Origin of the sequence: Arthrobacter sp. QXT-31, assembly GCF_001969265.1 — a bacterium.
Taxonomy (GTDB): Bacteria; Actinomycetota; Actinomycetes; order Actinomycetales; family Micrococcaceae; genus Arthrobacter.
On sequence record NZ_CP019304.1, the window covers coordinates 4,513,153 to 4,536,430 of the forward strand.

General features: G+C 66.3%; 19 protein-coding genes. 12 read left to right on the forward strand and 7 right to left on the reverse strand.

Annotated features, from left to right (window positions below; translation table 11 throughout):
• Nucleotides 1–20 precede the first annotated feature (20 nt).
• The 6 genes from glpK to BWQ92_RS20660 all read left to right on the forward strand — a co-directional run bounded on the left by glpK (nt 21) and on the right by BWQ92_RS20660 (nt 9,075).
• Nucleotides 21–1,535, forward strand: coding sequence for a glycerol kinase GlpK (gene glpK, locus BWQ92_RS20635; RefSeq protein WP_076802787.1), 1,515 nt, complete (start codon nt 21–23; stop codon nt 1,533–1,535).
• A gap of 397 nt (nt 1,536–1,932) precedes the next feature.
• Nucleotides 1,933–4,458 (forward strand): leucine--tRNA ligase, encoded by a 2,526-nt coding sequence (gene leuS / locus BWQ92_RS20640; protein ID WP_076803869.1) that lies wholly within the window; start codon nt 1,933–1,935, stop codon nt 4,456–4,458.
• Between the two features lie 90 nt (nt 4,459–4,548).
• Nucleotides 4,549–5,577, forward strand: a complete 1,029-nt coding sequence (locus BWQ92_RS20645) for a DegV family protein (RefSeq protein WP_076802788.1) — start codon at nt 4,549–4,551, stop codon at nt 5,575–5,577.
• A 143-nt stretch (nt 5,578–5,720) separates the two neighbouring features.
• Entirely contained in the window at nt 5,721–5,906 is a 186-nt protein-coding gene (locus BWQ92_RS20650) for a hypothetical protein (RefSeq protein ID WP_076802789.1), read from the forward strand.
• Between the two features lie 66 nt (nt 5,907–5,972).
• Nucleotides 5,973–7,049 carry a helix-hairpin-helix domain-containing protein gene (locus BWQ92_RS20655; protein WP_083706484.1) on the forward strand — a complete coding sequence of 359 codons (1,077 nt, stop codon included), beginning with the start codon at nt 5,973–5,975 and terminating at the stop codon, nt 7,047–7,049.
• 1 nt (nt 7,050) lies between these two features.
• Nucleotides 7,051–9,075 carry a ComEC/Rec2 family competence protein gene (locus tag BWQ92_RS20660; protein ID WP_076802791.1) on the forward strand — a complete coding sequence of 675 codons (2,025 nt, stop codon included), beginning with the start codon at nt 7,051–7,053 and terminating at the stop codon, nt 9,073–9,075.
• Nucleotides 9,076–9,311: 236 nt separating this feature from the next.
• On the opposite strand, the gene BWQ92_RS20665 is transcribed toward BWQ92_RS20660, so the two are convergent.
• Entirely contained in the window at nt 9,312–11,267 is a 1,956-nt protein-coding gene (locus tag BWQ92_RS20665) for a phytase (protein ID WP_083706382.1), read from the reverse strand.
• Between the two features lie 377 nt (nt 11,268–11,644).
• Here BWQ92_RS20665 and holA point away from each other — a divergent pair, with 377 nt between their 5' ends.
• A complete protein-coding gene (holA, locus tag BWQ92_RS20670; protein WP_076802795.1) occupies nt 11,645–12,658 on the forward strand; it encodes a DNA polymerase III subunit delta in 1,014 nt (337 codons plus the stop codon).
• A gap of 105 nt (nt 12,659–12,763) precedes the next feature.
• On the opposite strand, the gene rpsT is transcribed toward holA, so the two are convergent.
• Together rpsT and BWQ92_RS20680 are read right to left on the reverse strand one after the other, a co-directional pair.
• Entirely contained in the window at nt 12,764–13,024 is a 261-nt protein-coding gene (gene rpsT / locus BWQ92_RS20675; protein ID WP_018761400.1) for a 30S ribosomal protein S20, read from the reverse strand.
• Nucleotides 13,025–13,209: 185 nt separating this feature from the next.
• Nucleotides 13,210–13,752, reverse strand: coding sequence for a type II toxin-antitoxin system PemK/MazF family toxin (locus tag BWQ92_RS20680; RefSeq protein ID WP_076802806.1), 543 nt, complete (start codon nt 13,750–13,752; stop codon nt 13,210–13,212).
• A gap of 160 nt (nt 13,753–13,912) precedes the next feature.
• Here BWQ92_RS20680 and lepA point away from each other — a divergent pair, with 160 nt between their 5' ends.
• Nucleotides 13,913–15,769, forward strand: coding sequence for a translation elongation factor 4 (gene lepA, locus BWQ92_RS20685; RefSeq protein ID WP_172804318.1), 1,857 nt, complete (start codon nt 13,913–13,915; stop codon nt 15,767–15,769).
• Nucleotides 15,770–15,805: 36 nt separating this feature from the next.
• A complete protein-coding gene (gene hemW, locus BWQ92_RS20690) occupies nt 15,806–17,035 on the forward strand; it encodes a radical SAM family heme chaperone HemW (RefSeq protein ID WP_076802813.1) in 1,230 nt (409 codons plus the stop codon).
• Between the two features lie 89 nt (nt 17,036–17,124).
• On the opposite strand, the gene BWQ92_RS20695 is transcribed toward hemW, so the two are convergent.
• Both BWQ92_RS20695 and BWQ92_RS20700 read right to left on the reverse strand, forming a co-directional pair.
• Nucleotides 17,125–17,544 (reverse strand): DUF4870 domain-containing protein, encoded by a 420-nt coding sequence (locus tag BWQ92_RS20695; RefSeq protein ID WP_076802815.1) that lies wholly within the window; start codon nt 17,542–17,544, stop codon nt 17,125–17,127.
• A 150-nt stretch (nt 17,545–17,694) separates the two neighbouring features.
• Nucleotides 17,695–18,549 (reverse strand): DUF3097 domain-containing protein, encoded by an 855-nt coding sequence (locus BWQ92_RS20700; protein ID WP_076802817.1) that lies wholly within the window; start codon nt 18,547–18,549, stop codon nt 17,695–17,697.
• A gap of 222 nt (nt 18,550–18,771) precedes the next feature.
• Here BWQ92_RS20700 and hrcA point away from each other — a divergent pair, with 222 nt between their 5' ends.
• The 3 genes from hrcA to BWQ92_RS20715 are packed head-to-tail and all read left to right on the forward strand — an operon-like array spanning nt 18,772 to nt 21,759.
• Nucleotides 18,772–19,785, forward strand: a complete 1,014-nt coding sequence (gene hrcA, locus BWQ92_RS20705; RefSeq protein ID WP_076802819.1) for a heat-inducible transcriptional repressor HrcA — start codon at nt 18,772–18,774, stop codon at nt 19,783–19,785.
• A 58-nt stretch (nt 19,786–19,843) separates the two neighbouring features.
• Nucleotides 19,844–20,971 (forward strand): molecular chaperone DnaJ, encoded by a 1,128-nt coding sequence (gene dnaJ / locus BWQ92_RS20710; RefSeq protein WP_076802821.1) that lies wholly within the window; start codon nt 19,844–19,846, stop codon nt 20,969–20,971.
• Between the two features lie 2 nt (nt 20,972–20,973).
• Nucleotides 20,974–21,759 carry a 16S rRNA (uracil(1498)-N(3))-methyltransferase gene (locus tag BWQ92_RS20715; protein WP_076802823.1) on the forward strand — a complete coding sequence of 262 codons (786 nt, stop codon included), beginning with the start codon at nt 20,974–20,976 and terminating at the stop codon, nt 21,757–21,759.
• 58 nt (nt 21,760–21,817) lie between these two features.
• Here the strand turns inward: BWQ92_RS20715 and BWQ92_RS23675 are convergent, their stop codons facing one another.
• The gene (locus BWQ92_RS23675) at nt 21,818–21,976 is read right to left on the reverse strand and encodes a hypothetical protein (RefSeq protein WP_157365219.1); all 159 of its coding nucleotides are present in this window, start codon (nt 21,974–21,976) and stop codon (nt 21,818–21,820) included.
• 113 nt (nt 21,977–22,089) lie between these two features.
• On the reverse strand, nt 22,090–23,007 hold the full coding sequence (locus tag BWQ92_RS20720) for a GerMN domain-containing protein (protein WP_076802832.1): 918 nt from the start codon (nt 23,005–23,007) through the stop codon (nt 22,090–22,092).
• Nucleotides 23,008–23,278: the final 271 nt, after the last annotated feature.

Sequence of the window (23,278 nt, forward strand, 5' to 3'; positions counted from 1 at the left end):
ACAACGACAAGGACGTCATCATGAGCCAATACGTAATCGCCGTCGACCAGGGCACCACGAGCACCCGCGCCATCATCTTTGACCACAGCGGCAGCATCGTCTCTTCAGGGCAGATGGAACACGAGCAGATTTTCCCGCACGCGGGCTGGGTGGAGCACGATCCCATGGAAATCTGGGACAACACCCGGGAGGTCATCGGTTCCGCCCTGTCCAAGGCAAACCTGACGCGGCACGACATTGCCGCCGTCGGCATCACCAATCAGCGCGAAACGGCGGTTGTCTGGGACAAGACCACCGGCAAACCGATCTACAACGCGATCGTGTGGCAGGACACCCGCACCCAGCCCATCGTGGATGAACTGGCGAAGGACGGGGGAGCGGACCGGTTCAAGCAGCAGGTCGGGCTTCCCCTGGCCACATACTTCTCCGGAACCAAGATCAAGTGGATCCTGGACAACGTGGACGGCGCCCGGGAGAAGGCCGAAGCCGGGGACCTCGTCTTTGGCAACACCGACTGCTGGGTGCTGTGGAACCTCACCGGCGGTGTTGACGGGGGCGTCCACGTCACGGACGTCACCAATGCCTCGAGGACCCTGTTCATGGATCTCGACACGCTGCAGTGGGACGAGGAGATCCTGGGGATCTTCGGTGTTCCCGCTTCCATGATGCCGGCGATCAAGTCCTCCTCCGAGGTCTACGGCACCGTCCACACCTCGCAGTTGCTGCGGGAGGTGCCGGTGGCCGGCATCCTCGGTGACCAGCAGGCAGCCACGTTCGGCCAGGCCGCGTTCGAGACAGGCGAAGCGAAGAACACCTACGGCACCGGCTGCTTCCTGATCTTCAACACCGGCGAGGAGATCGTCCACTCCAAGAACGGGCTGCTGACCACCGTCGGCTACAAGCTGGGGGACGCCGCCCCGCACTATGCCCTGGAAGGGTCCATTGCCGTCACCGGCTCGCTCATCCAGTGGCTGCGCGACAACCTCAACATGATCAGCAGCGCGCCCGAGGTGGAAAGCCTCGCCGCTTCGGTGAAGGACAACGGCGGCGTGTACATCGTGCCGGCGTTCTCCGGCCTCTTCGCGCCCTATTGGCGCTCTGACGCCCGGGGCGCGATCGTGGGCCTGACCAGGTTCGTCAACAAGAGCCACATCGCCAGGGCGGCGCTGGAGGCCACAGCCTTCCAGACCCGCGAAGTGCTGGACGCCGTCAACGCTGACTCCGGCGTTCCGCTGTCTGAATTGAAGGTCGACGGCGGCATGGTCGCCAATGACGCCCTCATGCAGTTCCAGGCGGACATTCTCGGCGTTCCGGTCATCCGCCCGAAGGTGGTGGAAACCACCGCGCTGGGGGCTGCCTACGCGGCGGGACTCGCCGTGGGCTTCTGGAAGGACCTCGGCGAGCTGTCCGCCAACTGGTCCGAGGACAAGCGCTGGGAGCCCAACCTCGACACCGACGAGCGGGAACGGCAGCTGCGTCTCTGGAAGAAGGCCGTCACCAAGTCCATGGACTGGGTCGACGAGGACGTGAGGTAACTTTCCGCGTCCCGCTCCAGGGAGGAGGCCGCACCCGCCCGCCCGTCCCTGGCCGCTCCCTGACACTCGCAAGCTCGTGTCGGGGCCCTCGCGGCCAGGGGCCCATCGCGGTGCCCACCACACCCTGGCGGGGTGCGGCCTCCTCTCTTCCGCTACGTGTGCTTCCCGGCCGCCGTCGTTGTTTCCATGTAATGGTGGACAAGCGGTAAGGTGACTGTATGCGTGCGATCCTTCTGCTTAGCTAGCCGCTTGGTATCCCGAACGAATACGGATTATCGAGCGGCCGCCCCTCCATGTCGAGGGGCTTTTGTGTGTCCGGGGAGACCTTCCCGGCAGGCGGCGGGGATCAGACCGTTGTGACAGGACAGAGGTCATGACAGAACAGAAGAGGGCAGCAGTGAGCGTTCAGCCGGAGACCGAAACCGGAACAGCAGCAGGTGGAGCGGAGACGCCCGAGGAGGGCGCGTACAGCTTCGCGGCGATGGAGGCCCGGTGGCCGCAGGTGTGGGAAGACCTGAAGGTCTTTACCCCCGCCGACGACGGATCCCGGGAGCGCCGCTACGTGCTCGACATGTTCCCCTACCCCTCCGGCGACCTCCACATGGGTCACGCCGAGGCGTTCGCCATGGGCGACGTGGTGGCGCGCTACCTGCGCCAGCAGGGGTACGACGTGCTGCACCCGATCGGCTGGGACTCGTTCGGGCTCCCCGCTGAAAATGCTGCGATCAAGCGCAACGCCCACCCGAGCGAGTGGACGTACGCCAACATCGACACGCAGGCGGCCTCCTTCAAGCGCTACGCCATTTCCGCGGACTGGTCACGCCGGCTGCACACGTCGGACCCGGAGTACTACCGCTGGACGCAGTGGCTGTTCAAGCGCTTCTACGAGCGGGGCCTGGCCTACCGCAAGGACTCGCCGGTCAACTGGTGCCCCAAGGACCTCACTGTGCTGGCCAACGAGCAGGTCGTCAACGGCGCCTGTGAGCGCTGCGGCACGGCAGTGACCAAGAAGTCGCTGAACCAGTGGTACTTCAAGATCACCGACTATGCGGACCGGCTGCTGGACGACATGTCCGAGCTGCAGGGGCACTGGCCCGAGCGTGTTCTGGCCATGCAGCGGAACTGGATCGGCCGCTCCGAAGGCGCGCACGTCCGGTTCGTGATCGAGGCGGCCGACGGACGTGCAGAGCGTGAAGTCACGGTCTTCACCACTCGCCCGGATACCCTGTACGGCGCCACGTTCTTCGTCGTGGCTGCTGATGCGCATCTGGCGCTGGACCTGGTCACCCCCGAGCACCATGACGCACTCATGGCCTACCGGGAAAAAGTGAAGGCCCTCTCGGACATCGAACGCCAGTCCACCGAGCGCGAAAAGACCGGTGTGTTCACCGGCCGCTACGCCATCAACCCGCTGAACGGTGAAAAGCTGCCGGTCTGGGCCGCGGACTACGTCCTGGCCGACTACGGCACGGGCGCCATCATGGCCGTTCCCGCGCACGACCAGCGCGACCTCGACTTCGCCAAGGAGTTCGGCCTGCCTGTGCGCGCGGTGCTGGACACCGGCGAGGAGGATCCCGCAGTCTCCTGGAAGGCGACCGCGGGGGAGGGCACGCTGATCAACTCCGGCGGCCTGGACGGGCTGCCCAAGAGCGAGGCCATCCCGGAAGCCATCAGGATCCTCGAGGAGCAGGGGACCGGCGAGAAGTTCGTCAACTTCCGGCTGCGTGACTGGCTGCTGAGCCGCCAGCGCTTCTGGGGCACCCCGATCCCCATCATCCACTGCGCCGAGTGCGGGGAAGTTCCGGTACCCGACGAGCAACTGCCGGTGACGCTGCCCGAGGACCTGCGCGGCGAGGCGCTGTCACCGCGGGGCACTTCGCCGCTGGCCGCGGCCGCCGAATGGGTCAACGTTGAATGCCCGAACTGCGGACGCGCAGCCCAGCGGGACACGGACACCATGGATACGTTCGTGGACTCGTCCTGGTACTTCCTGCGCTTCGTCTCCCCGCACTTCACCGACGGTCCGTTCGATCCTGAAAAGATCAACGACTGGATGCCGGTCGGGCAGTACGTCGGCGGCGTCGAGCACGCCATCCTGCACCTGCTCTATGCCCGCTTCTTCACCAAGGTCATCCACGACATGGGCCTGCTGGCGGCGGACGAGCCCTTCAGCGCGCTGCTGAACCAGGGACAGGTGCTCAACGGCGGCAAGGCCATGAGCAAGTCGCTGGGCAACGGTGTGGACCTCGGTGAGCAGCTGGACAAGTTCGGCGTCGACGCCGTCCGCCTCACCATGGTCTTCGCGTCCCCGCCCGAGGACGACGTCGACTGGGCGGACGTTTCGCCGTCGGGCTCCGCGAAGTTCCTGGCCCGCGCCTGGCGCCTGGGCCAGGACGTCACGAGCGAGCCCGGAGTGGACTTCAGCACTGGTGACCGTGCGCTGCGCTCGGTCACGCACCGGACCATCGCGGACGCCGTGGAACTGCTGGACAACAACAAGTTCAACGTCGTGGTGGCCAAGCTGATGGAGCTGGTCAACGCCACCCGGAAGACCATTGACTCCGGTGCCGGCGGAGCCGACCCGGCCGTGCGTGAAGCCGCCGAGGCCGTCGCCGTCATCCTCAGCCTCTTCGCGCCGTACACGGCGGAGGACCTGTGGAACGTCCTGGGGCACCCGGCGTCGGTGGCCAACGCCGGATGGCCTTCGCACGACGAGGCACTCCTGGTCCAGGAAACCATCACCGCGGTGGTCCAGGTCCAGGGCAAGGTCCGGGACCGGCTCGAGGTGTCGCCGGCCATTTCCGAGGACGAACTGCGTGAGCTGGCACTGGCCTCGGAGAATGTCCAGCGCGCCCTCGACGGCCGTGGCATCCGGACCGTGATTGTGCGGGCACCTAAACTGGTGAACATCGTCCCGGCCTAGCAGTACCCACAGGGTAATGGGGCGATTACCGGACGAAATTCCGGCCGCCGGCACTGCCGGCGGCCGGAAAACAACTGCAGGAGGTGCGCCGTGATTGACCGCGAGCCGGCAGCCTGGCTGTGGTTAAAGGAGCATCTGGTCCGCCTCCGCCAGGCTACCAGACCGGGACAGGGCCCGCCCACGGGGGAGCCCGCCGTCGTCGTCCGCACCGCTGTGGTGACCGACTCTGCCGCCGCCCTGCCCGCCGACTGGGTCCGTGCCTTCTCCATCAACGGCCGGCTGGCCGTCATCCCCATGCCTGTCATGGTCGGGGAGGAGATTTTCGGCGAAGGCGAAGACGACATCAGCGGGACCATCGCCCTTGCTCTGGCTGCCGCCACTCCCGTCAAGACGTCCCGGCCCTCGCCCGGCCAGTTCGAGCAGGCCTACCTGGCGGCTGAGCGGCAGGGTTTTGAATCCGTTGTGTCGATCCATATCTCCGGCGGCCTTTCCGGCACCGCTGATGCCGCCCGGCTCGCGGCAGGCCGGGTCACTATCCCCGTGGAGGTGCTGGACACCCGCACCGTGGGAATGGCGCAGGGACTTGCCGTCCAGAGCGCCGTGGTGGCGGCGGCGGACGGGCGCGATGCCGCCGAAGTGCGGCGGCTGGCCGAGGAGCGCGCCGCCCGCAGCAAGGTCTACTTCTACGTGCCCAGTCTCGAGCAGCTGCGGCGCGGCGGCCGCATCGGTGCCGCTGCCTCCCTAGTGGGAGCCATGCTGTCCATAAAACCGATTTTGGCGGTCGACGGCGGCAAGATCGTTCCGCTGGAAAAGGTGCGGTCCGCAGCAAAGGCCGTTGCCCGGCTCGAGGAGATCGTGGTGGCGGAGGCCGCCGGCCGGCCGTTGGGGGAGGCCCGGCTGGCCATCCACCACTTCGGCAACCGGCCAGAGGCCGAGTTGCTCGCGGCCCGTTTGGCCGCAAAGCTTCCGGCCTGCCCGCCTGCCCAGATCAGTTCACTGCCTGCCGTTCTGGCGGCCCATGCCGGACTCGGTGTCCTCGCGGTGATCGTGGGGGAAAGCAGCTCATCGGTCGCAGGCTGCCTCGCTCCGGGCGCCGGGGATGGTGGGGGCTCCAGCTGAGACGGGTGCGGGTTCCAGGTCGAGGCGGTGGGCTTTATTGTCGGTGCCTCCTCTCATACTGGGGTACGGTGCCTCAACTGCTCACCGCCCTAGCAGGGTCGGGCCGCTGGTAGTACAGTCTCCCCACCGAGCAAGGAGGCCACATGTCCACGCAAGTTCACCACGTCGCTCAGCTGGACCGGGACGTGGCTGAGGAAGTCACAAAATGGCTGAAGTATCTGAAGGGCCAGGTGACCAGCGTCCAGTTCCTCACAACCACAATTCCCGATCCCAAGGAGCCGGAGAAGTGGCGCGTACAGTACGAGGCGTATATCACCTATCAGCGGTAGCCACGCTATCCACATAGGGCAGGATGTCCCTTTCGGCGGGGCTGCGCGCTTCCTAGCGTGGTGGATATGTCACGCCGGACCACCGGAGCCTTAGCCAGCACTCAGCCGCGCACCGGCGACGTCCGCGCGTCCGGTGGGGCCAGTGCGGGGGAGACACGGGCGGCCAGAAGGCTGGCTGCCTCGCTCGGACCGCCTGTCACCCCCGGTTTCCCGGGCGGCGAAGAGCCCGGCCGGCAGCCAGGCGGGGGCAGCACGGGGCTCCTGAACTCGGACGCTGCAGGCGGTTTCGCCTACGGCAGGCAGGCCGGTTCCGCCGGGCCTGCGACGTCTGTCGAAGTGGTGGAACCACGTGTGCGCTGGCGCCTCGGTGTCCGGGCGGCAGCACTGGTGGGTGTCCTGTCACTGCTGGCAGGAGTCTTGCTCTGGTGGCAGGTTGCTGCCAACGGTCCTGTTGTCATTCCGCTTAGTTCAGTAACCCACGATGCAGCCGGAAAGGCCGCCAATGGCCCTTCCGGCCGGGAGAGTGGTGGCGCGGACAATGGCGGAACGGACAGCGGGCCCGGTGAGGAAGGGACGAACGTTGATGGGAAAGACACGGACGGGAGAGAAGCTGACGGACGGAACAGTGATGGGACGCCGGCCGGGAACGTTGTGGTGCACGTTGCCGGGGCGGTGAAGAAAGCGGGGGTGGTCCGCCTCCCGCGGGGGAGCCGGGTGCACGAGGCTATCGCTGCCGCCGGGGGCGGCGGCCCGGAAGCCGACCTTGACCGGCTCAATCTCGCCTCCCTGCTTGAGGACGGCCAGAAGATCTACGTGCCGCGACGAGGTGAGGCCGCGCAGGCTGACGCATCGGGAGGCCCGTCGGCGGTTGGATCGGCGCCGGCGGACAGCACAGGCGGGGGTGATTCAGCAGCCGGCGGAAGCCCCGGGGCTGCGGGCGAGGGCGCAAGAGCCAAAGTGAACCTCAACACGGCGAGCGTGGAACAACTTGCTGAACTTCCCAAGGTTGGCCCGGTGCTGGCCCAGCGGATCGTCGACTGGCGAACTCAGCAGGGCCCCTTCAAGTCGCCCGAGGAACTGGACGCCGTCGATGGTGTCGGCCCTAAAATGCTGGAGACGTTGCTTCCGCTGGTGACCATCTGACATGGACACCAGGAACGGACGTGTGCCCAGCCCGTGGAGCCGCTATGTCCAGGCTGCCGTGGACTCCAGCCGGGTCGACTCCACGCCTGCAGACTCCAGAGCGGCCGATTCTGCATTAGGGGATTCCGCACCTGCTGCCCCTGTGGCAGCACCGCCGTCGTCCCGTATTAGCCCGACGAGTGCCCTCGGCCGGAAGATCAGCGCTGACATCCGCCGTCGTTTGTTGCCCGGCGGGCAGGACGCAACCACTGCCCAACAGAACCGGCGGCGGACGGATCTCCGCCTTGCCCCGCCCGCCCTGCTGGTGTGGGCAGCCACCTTGGCCGGGCCCTGGCTGACACCGGCCACGCTCCTGCTGGTCTGGTGCGGGCTTGCGGGGTCGGCTGCCGTGCTGCTGGCTCTGGCTTGGCGGAGGAAGAAAGGCGGGAGACAACGGCGGCGCAGTTTCCTGACCACGCTGACTGCCGCGCTCATGCTGGCCGCGGCAGCGACCGCCCATTCGGCAATGGCGTCAGCGCAGCGCTCCGACGGGCACATGGCTGGACTCATCACTGGGCGGGCATCCATTGTGGCGGAAGCCGAGCTCACCGGGGCGCCGCGTGCCCTCAAGACGCCCGGACCCTCCGGGCGTGCCGAACGCTGGATGGTGGCGGCGGTGGCGCGGTCACTGACGTCGGGAGGCAAAGTAACGCAAGCACGCCTGCCGGTGGTCATCGTTGGCGGGCAGGAGTGGCAGCACGCGGGAACCGGCCAGTTGATCAGGGTGACCGGAAAGCTTCGGCCCCCCGACGCGGGCAGAGTTGAGGCAGCCATCCTGACCGCGTCATCGCCGCCCGTCCGGCTGGCCGCGGCACAGGATTGGCAGCAGGCACCCGCAGCCCTGGGCAGGCAGTTTGCCTCCGCCGCCGCCTGGCTTCCGCCCGACGCCCGCGGCCTGCTTCCTGGCATGGTCACAGGTGATACCGGCGGACTCAGCGAGGAACTGGAAACCGCCATGAAAACCGTGGGCCTGACGCACCTGACTGCCGTATCTGGCGCCAACTGCAGCCTCATCCTTGGTGCGCTGCTGCTGGCCGCCCGCAGCGTGCGGCTCGGACGGCTTCCCGCTGCCGCATTCGCCCTGGCAGGCCTGGGGCTCTTCGTGCTGATGGTTGGGCCGGATGCCAGCGTCTTGCGGGCCTCGCTGATGGGCGCAATCGCTCTGGCTTCCCTTGCCGGCGGACGAGGTGGCCGTGGACTGAGTTTCCTGTGCCTGGCGGTCATCGGGCTTCTGCTCATCGACCCCGGGCTCGGCACAAGCTTCGGATTCCTGTTATCGGTCGTGGCCACTCTTGGCATCATCGTGCTGGGCAGGCAGATCGTGTCATGGATCCCACGTGCCATACCGCGCTGGATGGCAGCCGGGGCAGCCGTGCCATTGTCAGCCCAGCTGTTGTGCGGTCCCGTGATCGTGATGCTGCAGCCACAGTTCGCCACGTATTCCCTGCTTGCCAACGTACTGGCAGCACCGCTCGTTGCGCCGGTCACGATCCTGGGGACTGCTGCCGTGCCACTGGTGCCGCTGCTTCCGTGGCTTGCAGCACCGTTGATCGGGGCGGCCGGGCTTTTCGCCACTGGAGTGGCCGGCGTTGCCAGGTTCGTGGCTGGGCTTCCGGGTGCGGCCCCGCCGTGGCCCGAGGGCCCTTTCGGACTGGTCACCATGGTTCTGCTTTCCACCATCAATGTGCTGGCAGTCTGGCTGGCAACCCATCCCGCCCAAACAATCGGGTTCATCCTCGCCGCCCATCGCGCCACGGCCGGTTGCCTGGAACGGCTGGCACAGCGACGGAACCCGTGGCCGTGCCCGCCCGGCGCGTTCACTCGGCCGGGCCCCGCCCGCTCAGCCCGGCGCGGCTTGGCGCAGCCGTTGGGCCATGGCACGCTTCGAGTCAGCAATCCGTACCCCGGGAGGAACCAACAGTGGCCGCTACCTAGCCCCAACGATCCAGGACGTCGGCGACCAATTCGACCACCTGGCGGGAGGTGACGCCAGCAGGGATAGTCCTGTGAGGCGGTCCGGAGGTATATCTCGTGATCCCCTCGGCTAACTCGAGATCAGACCTACTCTGACAGCATTCAGCACGACAAGCTGACGTCGGTATGCCCAAAAATGGACGGAACGCCGACACGGTCGTCAGTCAGGACTTCGGCAGTAAGACCATTCACCACCCCCAACCCGGCGAATGCCGCCGGGTCCGGGGTGTGTCCCCGCCCTTGGCGGTTCTAGCGGAAGATGTTGTAGGGACTCCAGCCTGAGCCGACGATGGTGCGTGCTGCCCAGCTGCCGTTGCTGAAGGGGTAGTGCGCGAGGCGGCCGTCGGTGAGCCGGGTGATGAGTCCGGTGCCTCCGGCGGTGAATCCGGCCACGTTGGTGATGCTGTTGATGCTGCTCCAGCCGGTGCCCACCGTGGGCCGGACTTCCGAGATGAGGCTGCCGGTTCCTGTGGAGCGGTACAGCACGAGCCTGCCGTCGCTGCGTTTAGCCAGGACATCCTGGGCCCCGTCCTGGTTGAAGTCGGTCATGGTGAGGTAGAGGCCTCCCCAGCCGGTCCCGGTCTTGATTCGGGGTGAGAGCGATGATCCGGTGCTGTTGCCGTAGTACCAGAGGGTCCCGGCGGCGTCGTAGGCCAGGATTCCCGGATGCCGGTCGGTCTTCCGCCAGTGACCGATGGTGATGTGGTAGCTGCCCCACCCGGCGCCGATGGCCCGGGCCGCTTGGAATCCACCCGTGGGTCGTCCGGCGTAGAAGCTGAGCCGGCCGTCCTTCCATTGTGCGACGACATCCAACGTGCCGTCGCTGTTCCAGTCGGTCACGAACCCTTTGGCCAGCCCGGACCAGCCGACGCCGATTTTCTGCCGGGCCTGGAACCCGCCGTGGCCGTTCGCCGGGTAGTTCCACAGCTCGCCGTCGGTTGTGGCAGCGACGACGTCGGCCCCGCTGCGGAGGGACGGACTGGTAGTGGTACCCGGTCCGGGGTCTCCACCTCCGCCCTCTGCTCCTATTTGACGCGGGTCAAAAGTGGTGTCCACAAGCAGCCGAGGACTGAAAGCGTCGGCGATTCGCTGCCAGGAGACGAGCTTGTGATTTTGGTTACCACTGTTACCGTTGCCCGCATTGGTGTTGTTGTGGTCCTGGCTGGTGAAAAGTCCAGCTGGATAGGAAGGTCCGAGCGGGAAATTGGTGACATCAATCCCGTCTTGACCATTCACACCGTCTACACCGCCTCCATCGACGATCTTGAAGGAGCCGACGAAGGCGTTGTCACCGCGGTTGTAGATGAGGAAGTTGGATCCGCCCTGGCTCGACACAATCAGATAACCGGTCCCCTGCCGACCATAATAAATGGCGGAGTTCTTGACGTTCTCCACTATTCGTCCACCGGTTGCCACGGTGCGATCCACGAGTGTCCGGGTTGAACCGTGCCCGGGCTCAGCCCCGTACCGCCACAAGCCGACTTTCTCCTCGGACACATAGACACGTTGCAGCTCATCATCTGCCGAAATGCCTTCGGAGCTGTCGCCATTGTCGAAAGAACGCACGGCAGTTCCTCGAACCGATCCATTCGAGCCGTCCAGCTCGAACTGGGTCACCACATTCGTATTGAAGTCATGCACAAAGGCGTAATACTTCCCAGAAACCGGGGAGTGATACATTGCGAAGCCGCGGGGCCTGCCTGGAGTGCTGATGCGCCCCACCTCTGTCAGCGATCGATCCGCGACGTTCACCTTGTAGAATCGAACGCCGGTCGACTCCACATTCCTCTCCGTCACGCCGACGAGGGCGATGCGCGCACTGCCCAATGGAAAGTTGTACCGGAGGTCGACGTTGTTCATACTGCCGTGCGGGTAGAAATGTAACTGGCGCCCAGACAGGTCGTAGACCCCCACGCCTCCGGTACTTAGTTTGTCCGTACCGATCACCATGCTCTGCGACGGATCCGTGGGGTGTATCCAGATCGCGGTGTCGTCTGCCGCGTCACTGGAACTCGGAACGGGTGTCGTCTCTGCCGATGGAGTCACGAGGACGTCCGCCGCATGCGCTTGCGGGGCGATGAGTACGTTGAGGCCTGCGAGGGCGGCAGCTAAAACCGCGACAAGCATGAGCCGGAGCAGCGTGGGAGCATGGCGCAAGGATCCTCTAGCCGCCTGCGTGCGTCGAAAACTAACAGCGTGAGCCATGGATTTCCTATCACTTGGCCGGTGCGCTGCACGAAGGCACCGTAGGAGGCTGACGAGCAGATGCGTGCACACCTGTTTCGACCCCAGTGCACCCCAGCCACATTCAGCGCCGTAGATGGATCCTACCCACGGCCGGACCAGCCCAAAATATCGCCAGGTACCCGAATGTCGGCTGGCACTACCTGAATTTCCGTGCCCCCGGTACTTGTGGAGCCGGAACTGGGTCTGAGTTTTGGGTTCCTGCTCTCTGTCCTGGCCACGTACGCCCGCACGGTTCGCCTCCTTGACCGGGCGCCGGTGGTCGGGCTGCACCGCGCCGGCCCCGGGCAGCGTGGGAGACTTAGAGTCTGCAATCTGAACTCCGGGAGGAATCACCAGTGGCCGCTGCTCAGCAACGATCCAAGACGCCCGCCGCCAACTCGGCGTCCTGGCGGGACGTCACGCCTGCGTCGGTCGTCCTGATCACGGGTCCCGAGGAGTACCTCGGCATCCGGGCGATGGACCGGATCCGGACCCAGGTGCGGGCAGCAGCACCCGATGTGGAGGTCACCAGGCTCAGTGCCGGCGCCTACGAGGCCGGGGCCCTGGCCATGAACGTCAGCCCCTCACTGTTCGGTGAGAGCAAGCTGATCGAGGTGGATGGCCTCGAAGCGATGAACGACGCCTTCCTGGCAGACGGACTGACCTATCTCAAACAGGTCGAGCAGGACGCCGTCCTCGTGCTCCGGCACGGCGGCGGGACCCGCGGCAAAAAGCTGCTCGACGCTGTGAAAGCCGGTGGCTGGCCGATTGTCGACTGCCAGCCCCTGAAGAAGGACGCGGAAAAGACCGCCTTTGTCACGGCGGAGTTCAAGGCCGCCGGCAGGCGGATCACGCCCGAAGCAGTTCAGTCCCTGGTCAACGCCGTCGGCGCCAACCTGTCCGAGTTGGCGGCCGCATGCAGCCAGCTCATTGCCGATGCCTCGACCGCCGTGGACGGGGACATGGTTGACCGGTACTACGGCGGTCGGATCGAGGCGACGGCCTTCAAGGTTGCCGATGCCGCCATGGCCGGGAACGGTCCCCTCGCCCTGTCAACGCTCCGCCACGCCCTGGCCACAGGTGCCGATCCGGTACCCCTCGTCGCGGCGTTGGCGGCTAAGTTGCGGACGGTCGCCAAAGTGGCCGGCGCCAAGGGGTCAGCTGCGCAGATCGCCAAGCAACTGGGCATGCAGCCCTGGTTGGTGGAGCAGGCGCAGCGCGACGTCCGCAGGTGGACGCCGGAAGGCCTGGCCCGGTCCATCCAGGTCACGGCCGAGGCCGACGCGCAGGTCAAGGGACTTTCCCGTGATCCCGTCTACGCCGTCGAGCACGCCGTCACAGTGATTGCGTCGGCCGCCCGCGGCCGATAAGTCCCGCCGTCGAAAGATGGAGAGACCCGCCGTCGAAAGTTAAAGAGAAGTGGCCGGCACCAATGGTGCCGGCCACAAGCATCAGTTCAGATGAACTGGAAAACCTTAGAGTGCGTTGACCTTCTTGGAGATCGCCGACTTGCGGTTTGCAGCGTTGTTCTTGTGCAGAACACCCTTGCTGACAGCCTTGTCCAGCTTACGGCTGGCAGAAACGAGCGCAGTAGTAGCAGCTTCCTTGTCAGCGGACTCAACGGCGGTGTTGACGGCGCGGATGGCCGTCTTCAGCTCGGACTTGACTGCGTTGTTGCGCAGGCGAGCCTTCTCGTTGGTCAGGATGCGCTTCTTCTGGGACTTGATATTTGCCACGTGTGAACTCTCTTTGTAATGCGGAAATGGTCTAGAGGGCTTTCAAGCTGGCCTTGACTGAGCGGCGTGGGGATACCTATGGCGGCCAGCCATCAGTGACCGTCGACCTGCACGGACACACAGCTAAAAATATTAGCAGGTCGGGGCCGTTTCTGCCCATTTACGCCCGGGGCGGCGCGCCGCCCTCATTTCCAGCCGCGCAGACGCCGCAACTCGTCCGCCACCAGCCTAAACTTCTTCCGGTCCAGCACGGCACCCTCCCGCCGGACGTCGGCCGGGTGGATCTGCAGGACGCGGTCCAGCTTCGCCTCGCTGGGCCGGCCCAGCCTGTCCCAGGTTCCGGTGCCGATATCCACGTGGTTGAGCCGGCCGCGAGAACGGCCGTCATGGTCCTTGCTGGTCAGCATCAGGCCCAGCAGATACCGCCCATGACTGCCGACCAGGAGGACCGGCCGGTCCTTGCCGCGGGAATGGTCCTCTTCGAAGGGAACCCACGTCCACACGATCTCACCCGGGTCCGGGCGGCCGTCGGGGGAGGGGGAGTACCGCAGGGTTGCCGTGCCGGTGAAGTCGCCCGGGTATGTCCCGGTGACGCCGGCGGGCAACCGGGATGGGCTTCCGGACCTGCCCCGGACCTCCGACGGGCGGGCTGCGGGCTTCCTCAGCACGCCCAGGAAGCGAAGGGAAGCACGGACGGCGCCGCCGATGGAGGAGAGGTTCAAAGCCATGCCAGCCACCATACCTGCGCACCGGACCTGCGGGCCGCGCAAAATGTACTGTCAGCGCCCCGGACGTGGGAGACTAGAAGTTCAGATATGCGGCAGGCAGCAGGATGGCCCGAGTTCAGCCTGAGCAGCGCCGCCAAAATGCCAACAGTAAGGACCCTGCGTGTCTCCCATGGCCCGCACCGCCCCGGTGCCCGCCGCGACAGATCCGGCCATTATTCGGAACTTCTGCATCATCGCGCACATTGACCACGGTAAGTCCACCCTGGCCGACCGCATGCTGCAGTTCACCGGCGTCGTGCAGCAGCGCGACATGAAGGCCCAGTACCTGGACCGCATGGACATCGAGCGCGAACGCGGCATCACCATCAAGTCCCAGGCTGTGCGCATGCCCTGGGAACTCGACGGCGTCAGCTACGCCCTCAACATGATCGACACCCCGGGCCACGTGGACTTCACCTATGAGGTGTCCCGTTCGCTTGCCGCCTGCGAGGGCGCCATCCTGCTGGTGGACGCAGCGCAGGGCATCGAGGCCCAGACGCTCGCCAACCTGTACCTGGCGATGGAAAACGACCTCACCATCATCCCGGTCCTCAACAAGATCGACCTGCCCGCAGCCCAGCCGGAGAAGTACGCAGCCGAACTCGCAGGCCTCATCGGCGGCGACCCCGAGGACGTTCTGCTGGTATCGGGCAAGACCGGCGTGGGCGTTGAGGCGCTGCTGGACAAGATCGTGCGCGACCTGCCCGCACCCGTTGGCGACCCGGAAGCCCCCGCCCGGGCCATGATCTTCGACTCCGTCTACGACACCTACCGTGGCGTGGTCACGTACGTCCGTGTGGTGGACGGCATGCTCCACCCGCGTGAGCGCATCCAGATGATGTCCACCAAGGCCAGCCACGAGCTCCTGGAGATCGGCGTCAGCGCCCCGGAACCCACGCCCTCCAAGGGCCTCGGCGTCGGCGAGGTGGGCTATCTCATCACCGGCGTAAAGGACGTCCGGCAGTCCAAGGTTGGCGACACCGTCACCAACCTGGCCAAGCCCGCCGCCGAATCGCTGGGCGGCTACGAGGACCCGAAGCCCATGGTGTTCTCCGGCCTCTACCCCCTCGACGGCACCGACTACCCGGTGCTCCGCGACGCCCTGGACAAGCTCAAGCTCAACGACGCGGCCCTGGTCTACGAGCCGGAAACCTCCGCCGCCCTCGGCTTCGGCTTCCGCGTGGGCTTCCTGGGCCTGCTGCACCTTGAAATCGTCCGTGAGCGGCTGGAGCGCGAGTTCAACCTGGACCTGATCTCCACTGCGCCAAACGTTGTTTACGAAGTCACGCTGGAGGACAAGAGCCACGTCACCGTGACCAACCCCAGCGAGTTCCCGGCCGGCAAGATCAAAGAGGTCCAGGAACCCATGGTGGCAGCCACCATCCTGGCGCCCAATGAATTCGTGGGCGCCATCATGGAGCTCTGCCAGGGCCGCCGCGGCCAGATGCGCGGCATGGACTACCTGTCCGAGGACCGCGTGGAGCTCCGCTACTGGATCCCGCTGGCCGAGATCGTCTTCGACTTCTTCGACCTGCTCAAGTCCAAGACGCGCGGCTACGCCTCGCTGGACTGGAAGGCCGACGGCGAACAGGTCGCCGACCTGGTCAAGGTGGACATCCTGCTTCAGGGCGAACAGGTGGACGCCTTCAGCGCCATCACGCACAAGGACAAGGCCTACGCCTACGGTGTGATGATGACCGGCAAGCTGCGCGAGCTCATCCCGCGGCAGCAGTTCGAGGTGCCCATCCAGGCCGCCATCGGGTCCCGGATCATCGCCCGCGAGTCCATCCGCGCCATCCGCAAGGACGTGCTGGCCAAGTGCTACGGCGGTGACATCTCCCGTAAGCGCAAACTGCTGGAGAAGCAGAAGGAAGGCAAGAAGCGCATGAAGATGGTGGGGCGCGTGGAAGTGCCGCAGGAAGCCTTCATCGCAGCCCTGACTACCGACGACTCCTCCAAGGACAAGGCCAAGAAGTAGTGATGACCGTGGCCGGAAGCTCCGGAGGCCGCACCCATGCCTAGCGTTCTTCCCCTGGGCGACCCCGCGCCGTCGGACGGCCTGCTGCCGCCGCAGGCGCTGGAGGGTGCAGCCAGCCGGGCCTTCGGGCTTTATGTGCACATCCCGTTTTGCGCGGTGCGCTGCGGGTACTGCGACTTCAACACCTACACCGCCACCGAGCTCGGAGGCGGGGCGTCCCAGGATGCCTACGCCTCCACCGCCATCTCGGAAGTGGACTTTGCCGCGCGGGTCCTTGAGCAGTCGGGCCTGCCGGCCCGGAAGCTGAGCACCGTGTTCTTCGGCGGCGGCACGCCTACGCTGCTCCCTGCCGGGGACCTGGCGCGAATCCTCCGCGCGGCCATCGACCGCTGGGGCATCGAACCCGGTGCCGAAGTGACCACGGAGGCCAACCCGGACTCGGTCACGCCCGAATCCCTGCAGCTGCTTGCCGATGCGGGATTCACTCGCGTGTCTTTCGGCATGCAGTCCGCTGTGCCCCACGTCCTGAAGGTCCTTGACCGGACCCACACCCCCAGCCGCGTCCCGCTCGTGGTGCAGTGGGCGCGCGACGCCGGCCTCTCGGTCAGCCTGGACCTGATCTACGGCACGCCGGGGGAGTCGATGGAGGACTGGCGCCTCTCGCTTGAGACGGCGCTGTCCTACCAGCCGGACCACATCAGCGCCTACGCGCTGATCATCGAGGACGGCACCAAGCTCGCCGCCCAGATCCGCCGTGGTGAAGTTCCGGGGATCGACGACGACGACCACGCCGACAAGTATGAGCTCGCCGACCGGATGATCACCGGCGCCGGCCTGCACTGGTACGAGGTCAGCAACTGGTCCGCGACGCCGGAGCAGGCGTGCCGCCACAACCTTGCCTACTGGCGCGGGGATGACTGGTGGGGGATCGGCCCTGGTGCGCACTCACACGTTGGCGGGGTGCGCTGGTGGAATGTCAAGCACCCCACCGCCTATGCCGGCCGGCTGGGTTCAGGCGTCTCCCCGGCGGCCGGCCGCGAGACGCTCGACGCGGAAACGCGCAGAATCGAAAAGGTGATGCTGGAGGCCCGGCTGTCCTCAGGGCTCGATACCGCTGCCCTCTCGCCGTCCGGAAGGAAGGCCGTGGCCGGGCTGATCGCCGACGGCCTGGTGGTACCGCAGCAGGTTTTCAGGGGCCGCCTGGTCCTGACGCTGAAGGGCCGCCTGTTGGCCGATGCCGTGGTCCGCAGGATCCTGCCCGACTGAACTTGCAAAACCAACGCGAGGTCAGATACCGCCCCGATCCTTCGAGGATATTGGGCAGTATCTGACCTCGCGTTGTTTTGGTGAGCTCGTTACTTAATCCAGCGGAGGTTGTACTGGTACCGGTGCGGCTGGCCCTTGTTGACGTGGACGCCGGCGGACACCGCGAAACACGTCAGCGCAATCCAAATGAGCGTGGCGAGGACCGCGAACAGGTTTCCGACGACGGGAAGCAGCACCAGCAGGTTCGCCACGAACGCCGCGATTGTCGGCGGCAGGGTGAAGTTGAGCGCTTCCTTGGACTCCTGCGCAGTGAAGGGACCGCGGTCGCGGAAGATGAGGTAGATCAGCAGGGCCGGAACACACCCGAGGATGCCGCCGAAGTGCGCCAGGGTGGCCCACTGCCGGTCCTCGCTGGCCGTCAGCGGAAGCGCGTTGGCCGGAACGCCATGGTACTGGGGCAGGTCCTGGCCGGACTGGGTGTCCCTGCGGTCGCGAGCGTCTTCTGCCACGGTGTCTTCCTTTAGCTTGCGTTGGTGCGATCGTGCTTTTTGTGCGGTGCGTGTGGCGCCGGGCCGCAGTGCGGTGACGCCGTACCAAGGATACCGGGCCGTAGGGGCAACCGTGGGCTCAACGCTGAAACACGGGGAATGGCCGTGGAACTAGGGCACCGTCAGGAAGTCGATGACCTCTTCCACCCGGCCCAGCAGGGCGGGCTCGAGGTCGGCGTATGTCCGCACCGCGCCGAGGAGCTTCTGCCAGCCGAGGCCAATGTCCTCCTTGGTCTCGTGCGGCCAGCCGAAGGCGGTGAGGATCCCCGTTTTCCAGTCTGTGCCGCGGGGCACTACGGGCCACTGCGGAATTCCCAGCACCGACGGCCGGATCGCCTGCCACACATCCACATACGGGTGGCCCACGATCAGCACATTCCCGTCGGCGCCGGGGGACGCCATCACGGCGTCGGCAATTCGGGACTCCTTGGAGTCGGGGACCAGGTGGTCCACCAGAACCCCCAGCCGGCGGCCGGGACCGGGCCGGAAATCGGCAACCGCTGCCGCCAGGTCATCGATGCCGTGCAGGGGCTCGACGACGATGCCCTCCACCCGGAGGTCGTCGCCCCAGACTTTTTCCACGAGCTCGGCATCATGCTTGCCTTCAACCCAGATGCGGCTGGCCTTGGCCACCTGGGCGCGCTGCCCCTCCACGCGCACCGAGCCCGACGCCGTCCGTGTGGCCGTGGCGGACCCGGCGGCTTTCGCCTTGGGAGCCGGCGGCATCAGTCGGATCGGCTGTCCCTCGAGGAGGAATCCGAAGCCAAGCTTGAAGGACCGGGACTTGCCGCGGCGGTCTTCGAGCGCCACCACGTGCATGCCGCCGGACTTCTCCACCCGGGTCACGGCGCCCACCCAGCCGGACTGGGCGTCCTCGAGCACCATCCCGCGCTCCACCGGTACCTCGGGCAGGCTGTTCTTGGCGGGAGCTGCAATCTCCTGCGGGCCCCAGTTCTGGTACTGCATTCATTCACCGCTTTGCAATAGGAGTCTGCATGGAAAAGAGCCGCTCCGGCAGCGTGCATGCCGCCGGGGGCAGGCGCCCGGATTTTCGCCCGGAGCGGTACCAATGCTAACAACGGGGCGACTCATATTAGACTTGTTAGCACTTAGGCATGTCGAGTGCTAACCATGGCGTTTACGGGCGGGATCAGGCCCGGCGCGGATAAGGCCAAAAGGAGGTGGACTGTGAGCGAACCACGGAAGCTTGAGGTGCTGCGCGCCATCGTGGAGGACTATGTCCATTCCCGCGAACCCGTCGGCTCCAAGGCGCTGGTGGAACGGCATCATCTGGGCGTTTCCAGCGCCACCATCCGCAATGACATGGCGGCACTGGAGGACGAGGGCCTCATCACGGCCCCGCACACCAGCGCAGGCAGGATTCCCACGGACAAGGGTTACCGCCTGTTCGTGGACCAGATCTCGGCGGTCAAACCTCTCTCTCCGGCGGAGAAGCGAGCCATCCAGACGCTGCTCGAGGGATCCGAGGACCTCGACGACGTCCTGGACCGGACGGCGAGGCTTCTGTCCCAGCTGACCAACCAGGTCGCCGTCGTGCAGTACCCGCACCTCAGCCGTGCCGTGGTCCGGCACATTGAATTCGTGCTCCTGGCGCCGCGCAAGGTGCTGATCGTACTGATTGCCGATTCCGGCAAGGTGGACCAGCGCGTTGTCGACGCCGGGCAGGACCTGTCAGACGACACAATCGCCGCCCTCCGAACCCGCTTCCTGACTGGCGTGGCCGGAACACCGGTGGCCATCCTGCCCCAGCACCTGGCCGCCGTCGTGGCCGGCTGCGCGCCGGCGGAACGCCCCGCGGCCATGGCCCTCGCGAAGGGACTGGAAGGCCTCGCCCACAACAGCCGCGAAGACCGCATGGTCATGGCAGGGACCGCCAACCTCGCGCGGTCCAACGTGGATTTCCCGCTCAGCATCGGACCAGTCCTGGAGGCCCTCGAGGAGCAGGTGGTGATGCTGCGGCTCCTGAGCGACATGGCGCAGGACCCGCGGGGAGTGGCCGTCAGCATCGGCCGCGAAAACCCCTACGACGGGCTGGCCGAGGCGTCGGTCGTGGCCACCGGCTACGGCCCTGACGCTACCGCCAAGGTGGGCATCCTCGGCCCCACCCGGATGGACTATCCCACCACCATGGCCGCCGTGCGCGCGGTGGCCCGCTACCTTTCGAGGATTCTGGGACCGTGACCGGACGCCCCGGACATCCTCTGACCACAGGCAGTACAACCAGGAAGAGATACGAACTTTGAGCAGCCACTACGACGTTCTTGGAGTCTCCCCGGAAGCCACCGGCGAAGAGATCAAAAAGGCCTACCGCAAGCTGGCCCGCTCCCTTCACCCGGACGTCAACCCGGGCGAAGAGGCCGCGGAACGGTTCAAGGCCGTAACCCACGCCTATGAGGTGCTGTCCGATCCGCAGAAGCGCAGGGTCTACGACACCACCGGCAACGAGAATGGCACCGACAACGGCTTCGGCGGCGGCGGCTACGCCGGGCAGGGCTTCGCGTTTCAGGACATCTTCGACACCTTCTTCGGCGCCGGCGGCACTACCGGACCTGCGTCCCGCGTCCGCCGCGGCCAGGACGCGCTCATCAGTGTCCGGATCGAGCTGCGCGACGCCGTCTTCGGCGTCAACAAGAAGCTGGAAGTGGACACGGCCGTCACCTGCCCCACGTGTGAAGGGTCCTGCTGCCAGCCGGGCACGCATCCGGAACGCTGCGACATCTGCGGCGGCAGCGGCCAGGTCCAGCGGGCAGTCCGCTCCATCCTGGGCCAGGTCATGACCGCCGCACCCTGCGGTTCCTGCGAGGGCTTCGGCACAGTCATCAAGGACCCCTGCAACGAGTGCAGCGGCCAGGGCCGCATCCGCAGCCGACGCTCCCTGACCATCAAGGTCCCCGCCGGCGTGGCCACCGGAACACGGATCCAGCTCTCGGGACAGGGCGAGGCCGGCCCCGCGGGCGGACCGTCCGGTGACCTCTACGTGGAAATCCGCGTCAACAATGACTCCACCTACGTCCGCGAGGGCGACGACCTGCACGCAACCCTGAACATCCCCATGACTGCTGCCGCCCTCGGCACGGAACTGAGCCTGGAGACCTTCGACGGGAAGCAGGAGATCGATGTCAAGGCGGGCACCCAGTCCGGCGAGATCATCACGCTCCGAGGCCTTGGCGTCACCCACCTGCGCGGCTACGGCCGCGGCGACCTCAAGGTCCACCTGCAGGTGGAAACGCCGTCCAAGCTCGACCCCGCGCAGGAAGACCTGCTCCGGCAGCTGGCCAAGCTCCGCGGTGAACAGTTCTCCGAGGGCAAGCTCGCGGCGAGCGGCGGCGTCTTCGCCAAGCTGCGGGACCGCCTCGGTAACCTGTAGCGGTGAGCAACCCCGTATTCTTCACCCCGGCCGGCACGCTGGACAGCACCGCTCCCGGTTCCCTGTTCATCCTCGACGGCGCCGAGGCCCGGCACGCCGTTACGGTCAAACGGCTGGCGGTGGGGGAGCAGGTGGACATTGCCGACGGTGCCGGCAGGCGCATCACCGGGACGGTCACCGAAGCCGCCCCCGCCGAACTGACTGTCGAATGCACGTCCGTCAGCATGGAGCAGCGGCCGGACGTCCGGCTGGTCCTCGTGCAGGCACTCGCCAAGGGCGACCGCGATGAGTTGGCGATCGAAACCGCCACCGAACTCGGCATCGACGCGGTGATCCCCTGGCAGTCGGAACGCTCCATCGTCAGGTGGAAGGGTGACCGGGCAGCCAAGGCCCATGGCAAATGGCAGTCCGCCGTAACGGCCGCCGCCAAGCAGGCGCGCCGCGCCTGGATCCCCGAGGTGCGTCCCGCCGTCGACACCCCGGCCCTGGCCAAAGAGGTGGCAGGCGCGGGTCTTGCCGTCATTCTGCACGAGGACGCGGTCACGCCGCTGCGGCAGGTCCTCGCCAATTGGTACGGCAAGTGGTCGGAGGAACACCAGGGGGCGGGAGCGGACGCCACCGAGATCCTCCTCGTCGTCGGCCCCGAAGGGGGCATCGGCCCCCGCGAGGTCACCCGGCTGTGCAGCGCGGGTGCGGTCACGGCGCTGCTGGGACCGCATGTGCTGCGGTCATCGACCGCCGGACCGGCCGGCGTCGTGGTTGCCAGCGACGTCCTCGGACGCTGGTAGCCCGCAGCTCCACCTGCGCCCTGGGGCAGCCGAGGCGGTGTCAGGTGAAGAGGCGCCCTCAGATGAAGGGGTAGACCGGGAACACGTCCCGTTCACCTGTCCCTGCAGTCGCAGGAACCTTCGGCTGCCCGGTCGCCGGATGGCCGCTGTCAAGATCGGGCAGGTCGAAGCCGGGAAGCGGTGCCTGCCTGTCGTCCACGAGTTTGATGTTCGTCACTGCGCCTTGCACCTCCTGTAGGTTTTCGCCCATTCTCACCGCGGCCGATCAAGGACAGATCGGGCTTGCCGCAAGGTTGGATCAAAAAATCACACGGGTCAGGCGGAGAGCTGCTAGCGGACAGTAAACCCGCGGGAGTCCACGTTCGGTTCATCCTCGGCCCGGCCGGGGTTGATCTGGGAGACGCGCACCTCGTAATTGCCGGGCGCGAGGTTAACCGTGATGCCGAAGACTCCGGCAGCGGCCGGATCGGCTGCCGCCGAGACTTCGCCGGTGAGGTAGTTTTCCTTGTCGCCGTTGTCCTGGACCTTCAGGATGCGCCAGTGCAGTTTGCCGTTGGGCACGGTGCTTCGCCCGGAGATCTTGACGCGCCCGTCGCCGACCCCGGTGCCCTCTTGCGGATCAATGATCCACACCGGCGCCACCATTCCGGCGCTGCGGGGTGTGGGCGCACCGAGCTTGACGTGTTTGAAGGCCAGGTAATCGGTGTGCCCGTCCACCAGGATCACCACTTCGATCTGCTGGCCGGCGTCGATCAGCCCCGAACTGGCGCCGGCGGCCGTGGCCGTGTAGACGAGTTGCTGGATGGCCCGCTGGGCCATGTCCGCGTCAAGGTTGCTGTTGAAGGCGTCCGCGGAAACGTCCACGGTAATGACGTTGGTGCCCGAGATCGATGTGGCGAGGTTCTTGGGGTTCTGCCATGGCGTGAAGAAGTCCGGATCCAGCGGCGTCTCCGACATCATGGCGCGAAGGGCCCGCGTGATGGGGTTTTCATCGTCCGGCACGTCGCGGAACTCGCGGTACAGGAACACGTTGCTGTTGCTCCGCCCGATCCAATAGACGGGCGCCTTATTGGACGACTGCGTTGTTTCCAGCGGCGCGCTGGTGGTGGGAACGCCGTCGGTGCCGGCGGCCCGCCGGGACGAGGACGTCGGAGAATTTGCGGCGGTCCCCGCGGGACCGGGGTCGGCGATGCACCCGGACAGCAGCAGGGCAGCAGGAAGCACGGCGGACAGCATGACGGAGCGCATCCGCGTTACTTTCCGGGCCGGAGTTCCTGGCTGACTGATGCTGGCGATCCCTTCGAAACAGCAGTTGCTTGCGGGCACGCCGGACCGTTCCCGGCGGGCTCCTTGTCCAGCATTACACGAGAGTCTGGAGCAGAGTGCGCCTTTCGCGGCAGGCGGCGGAACTGCAACGGGAACGATATGAGGCCGATACAAAGTTGATATCTAATCGCGGGAATGCGTTACGGAATTGCGGTCCGCCGTGACCTTCCGGGGCAGCAGGCCAGGGGCGTCC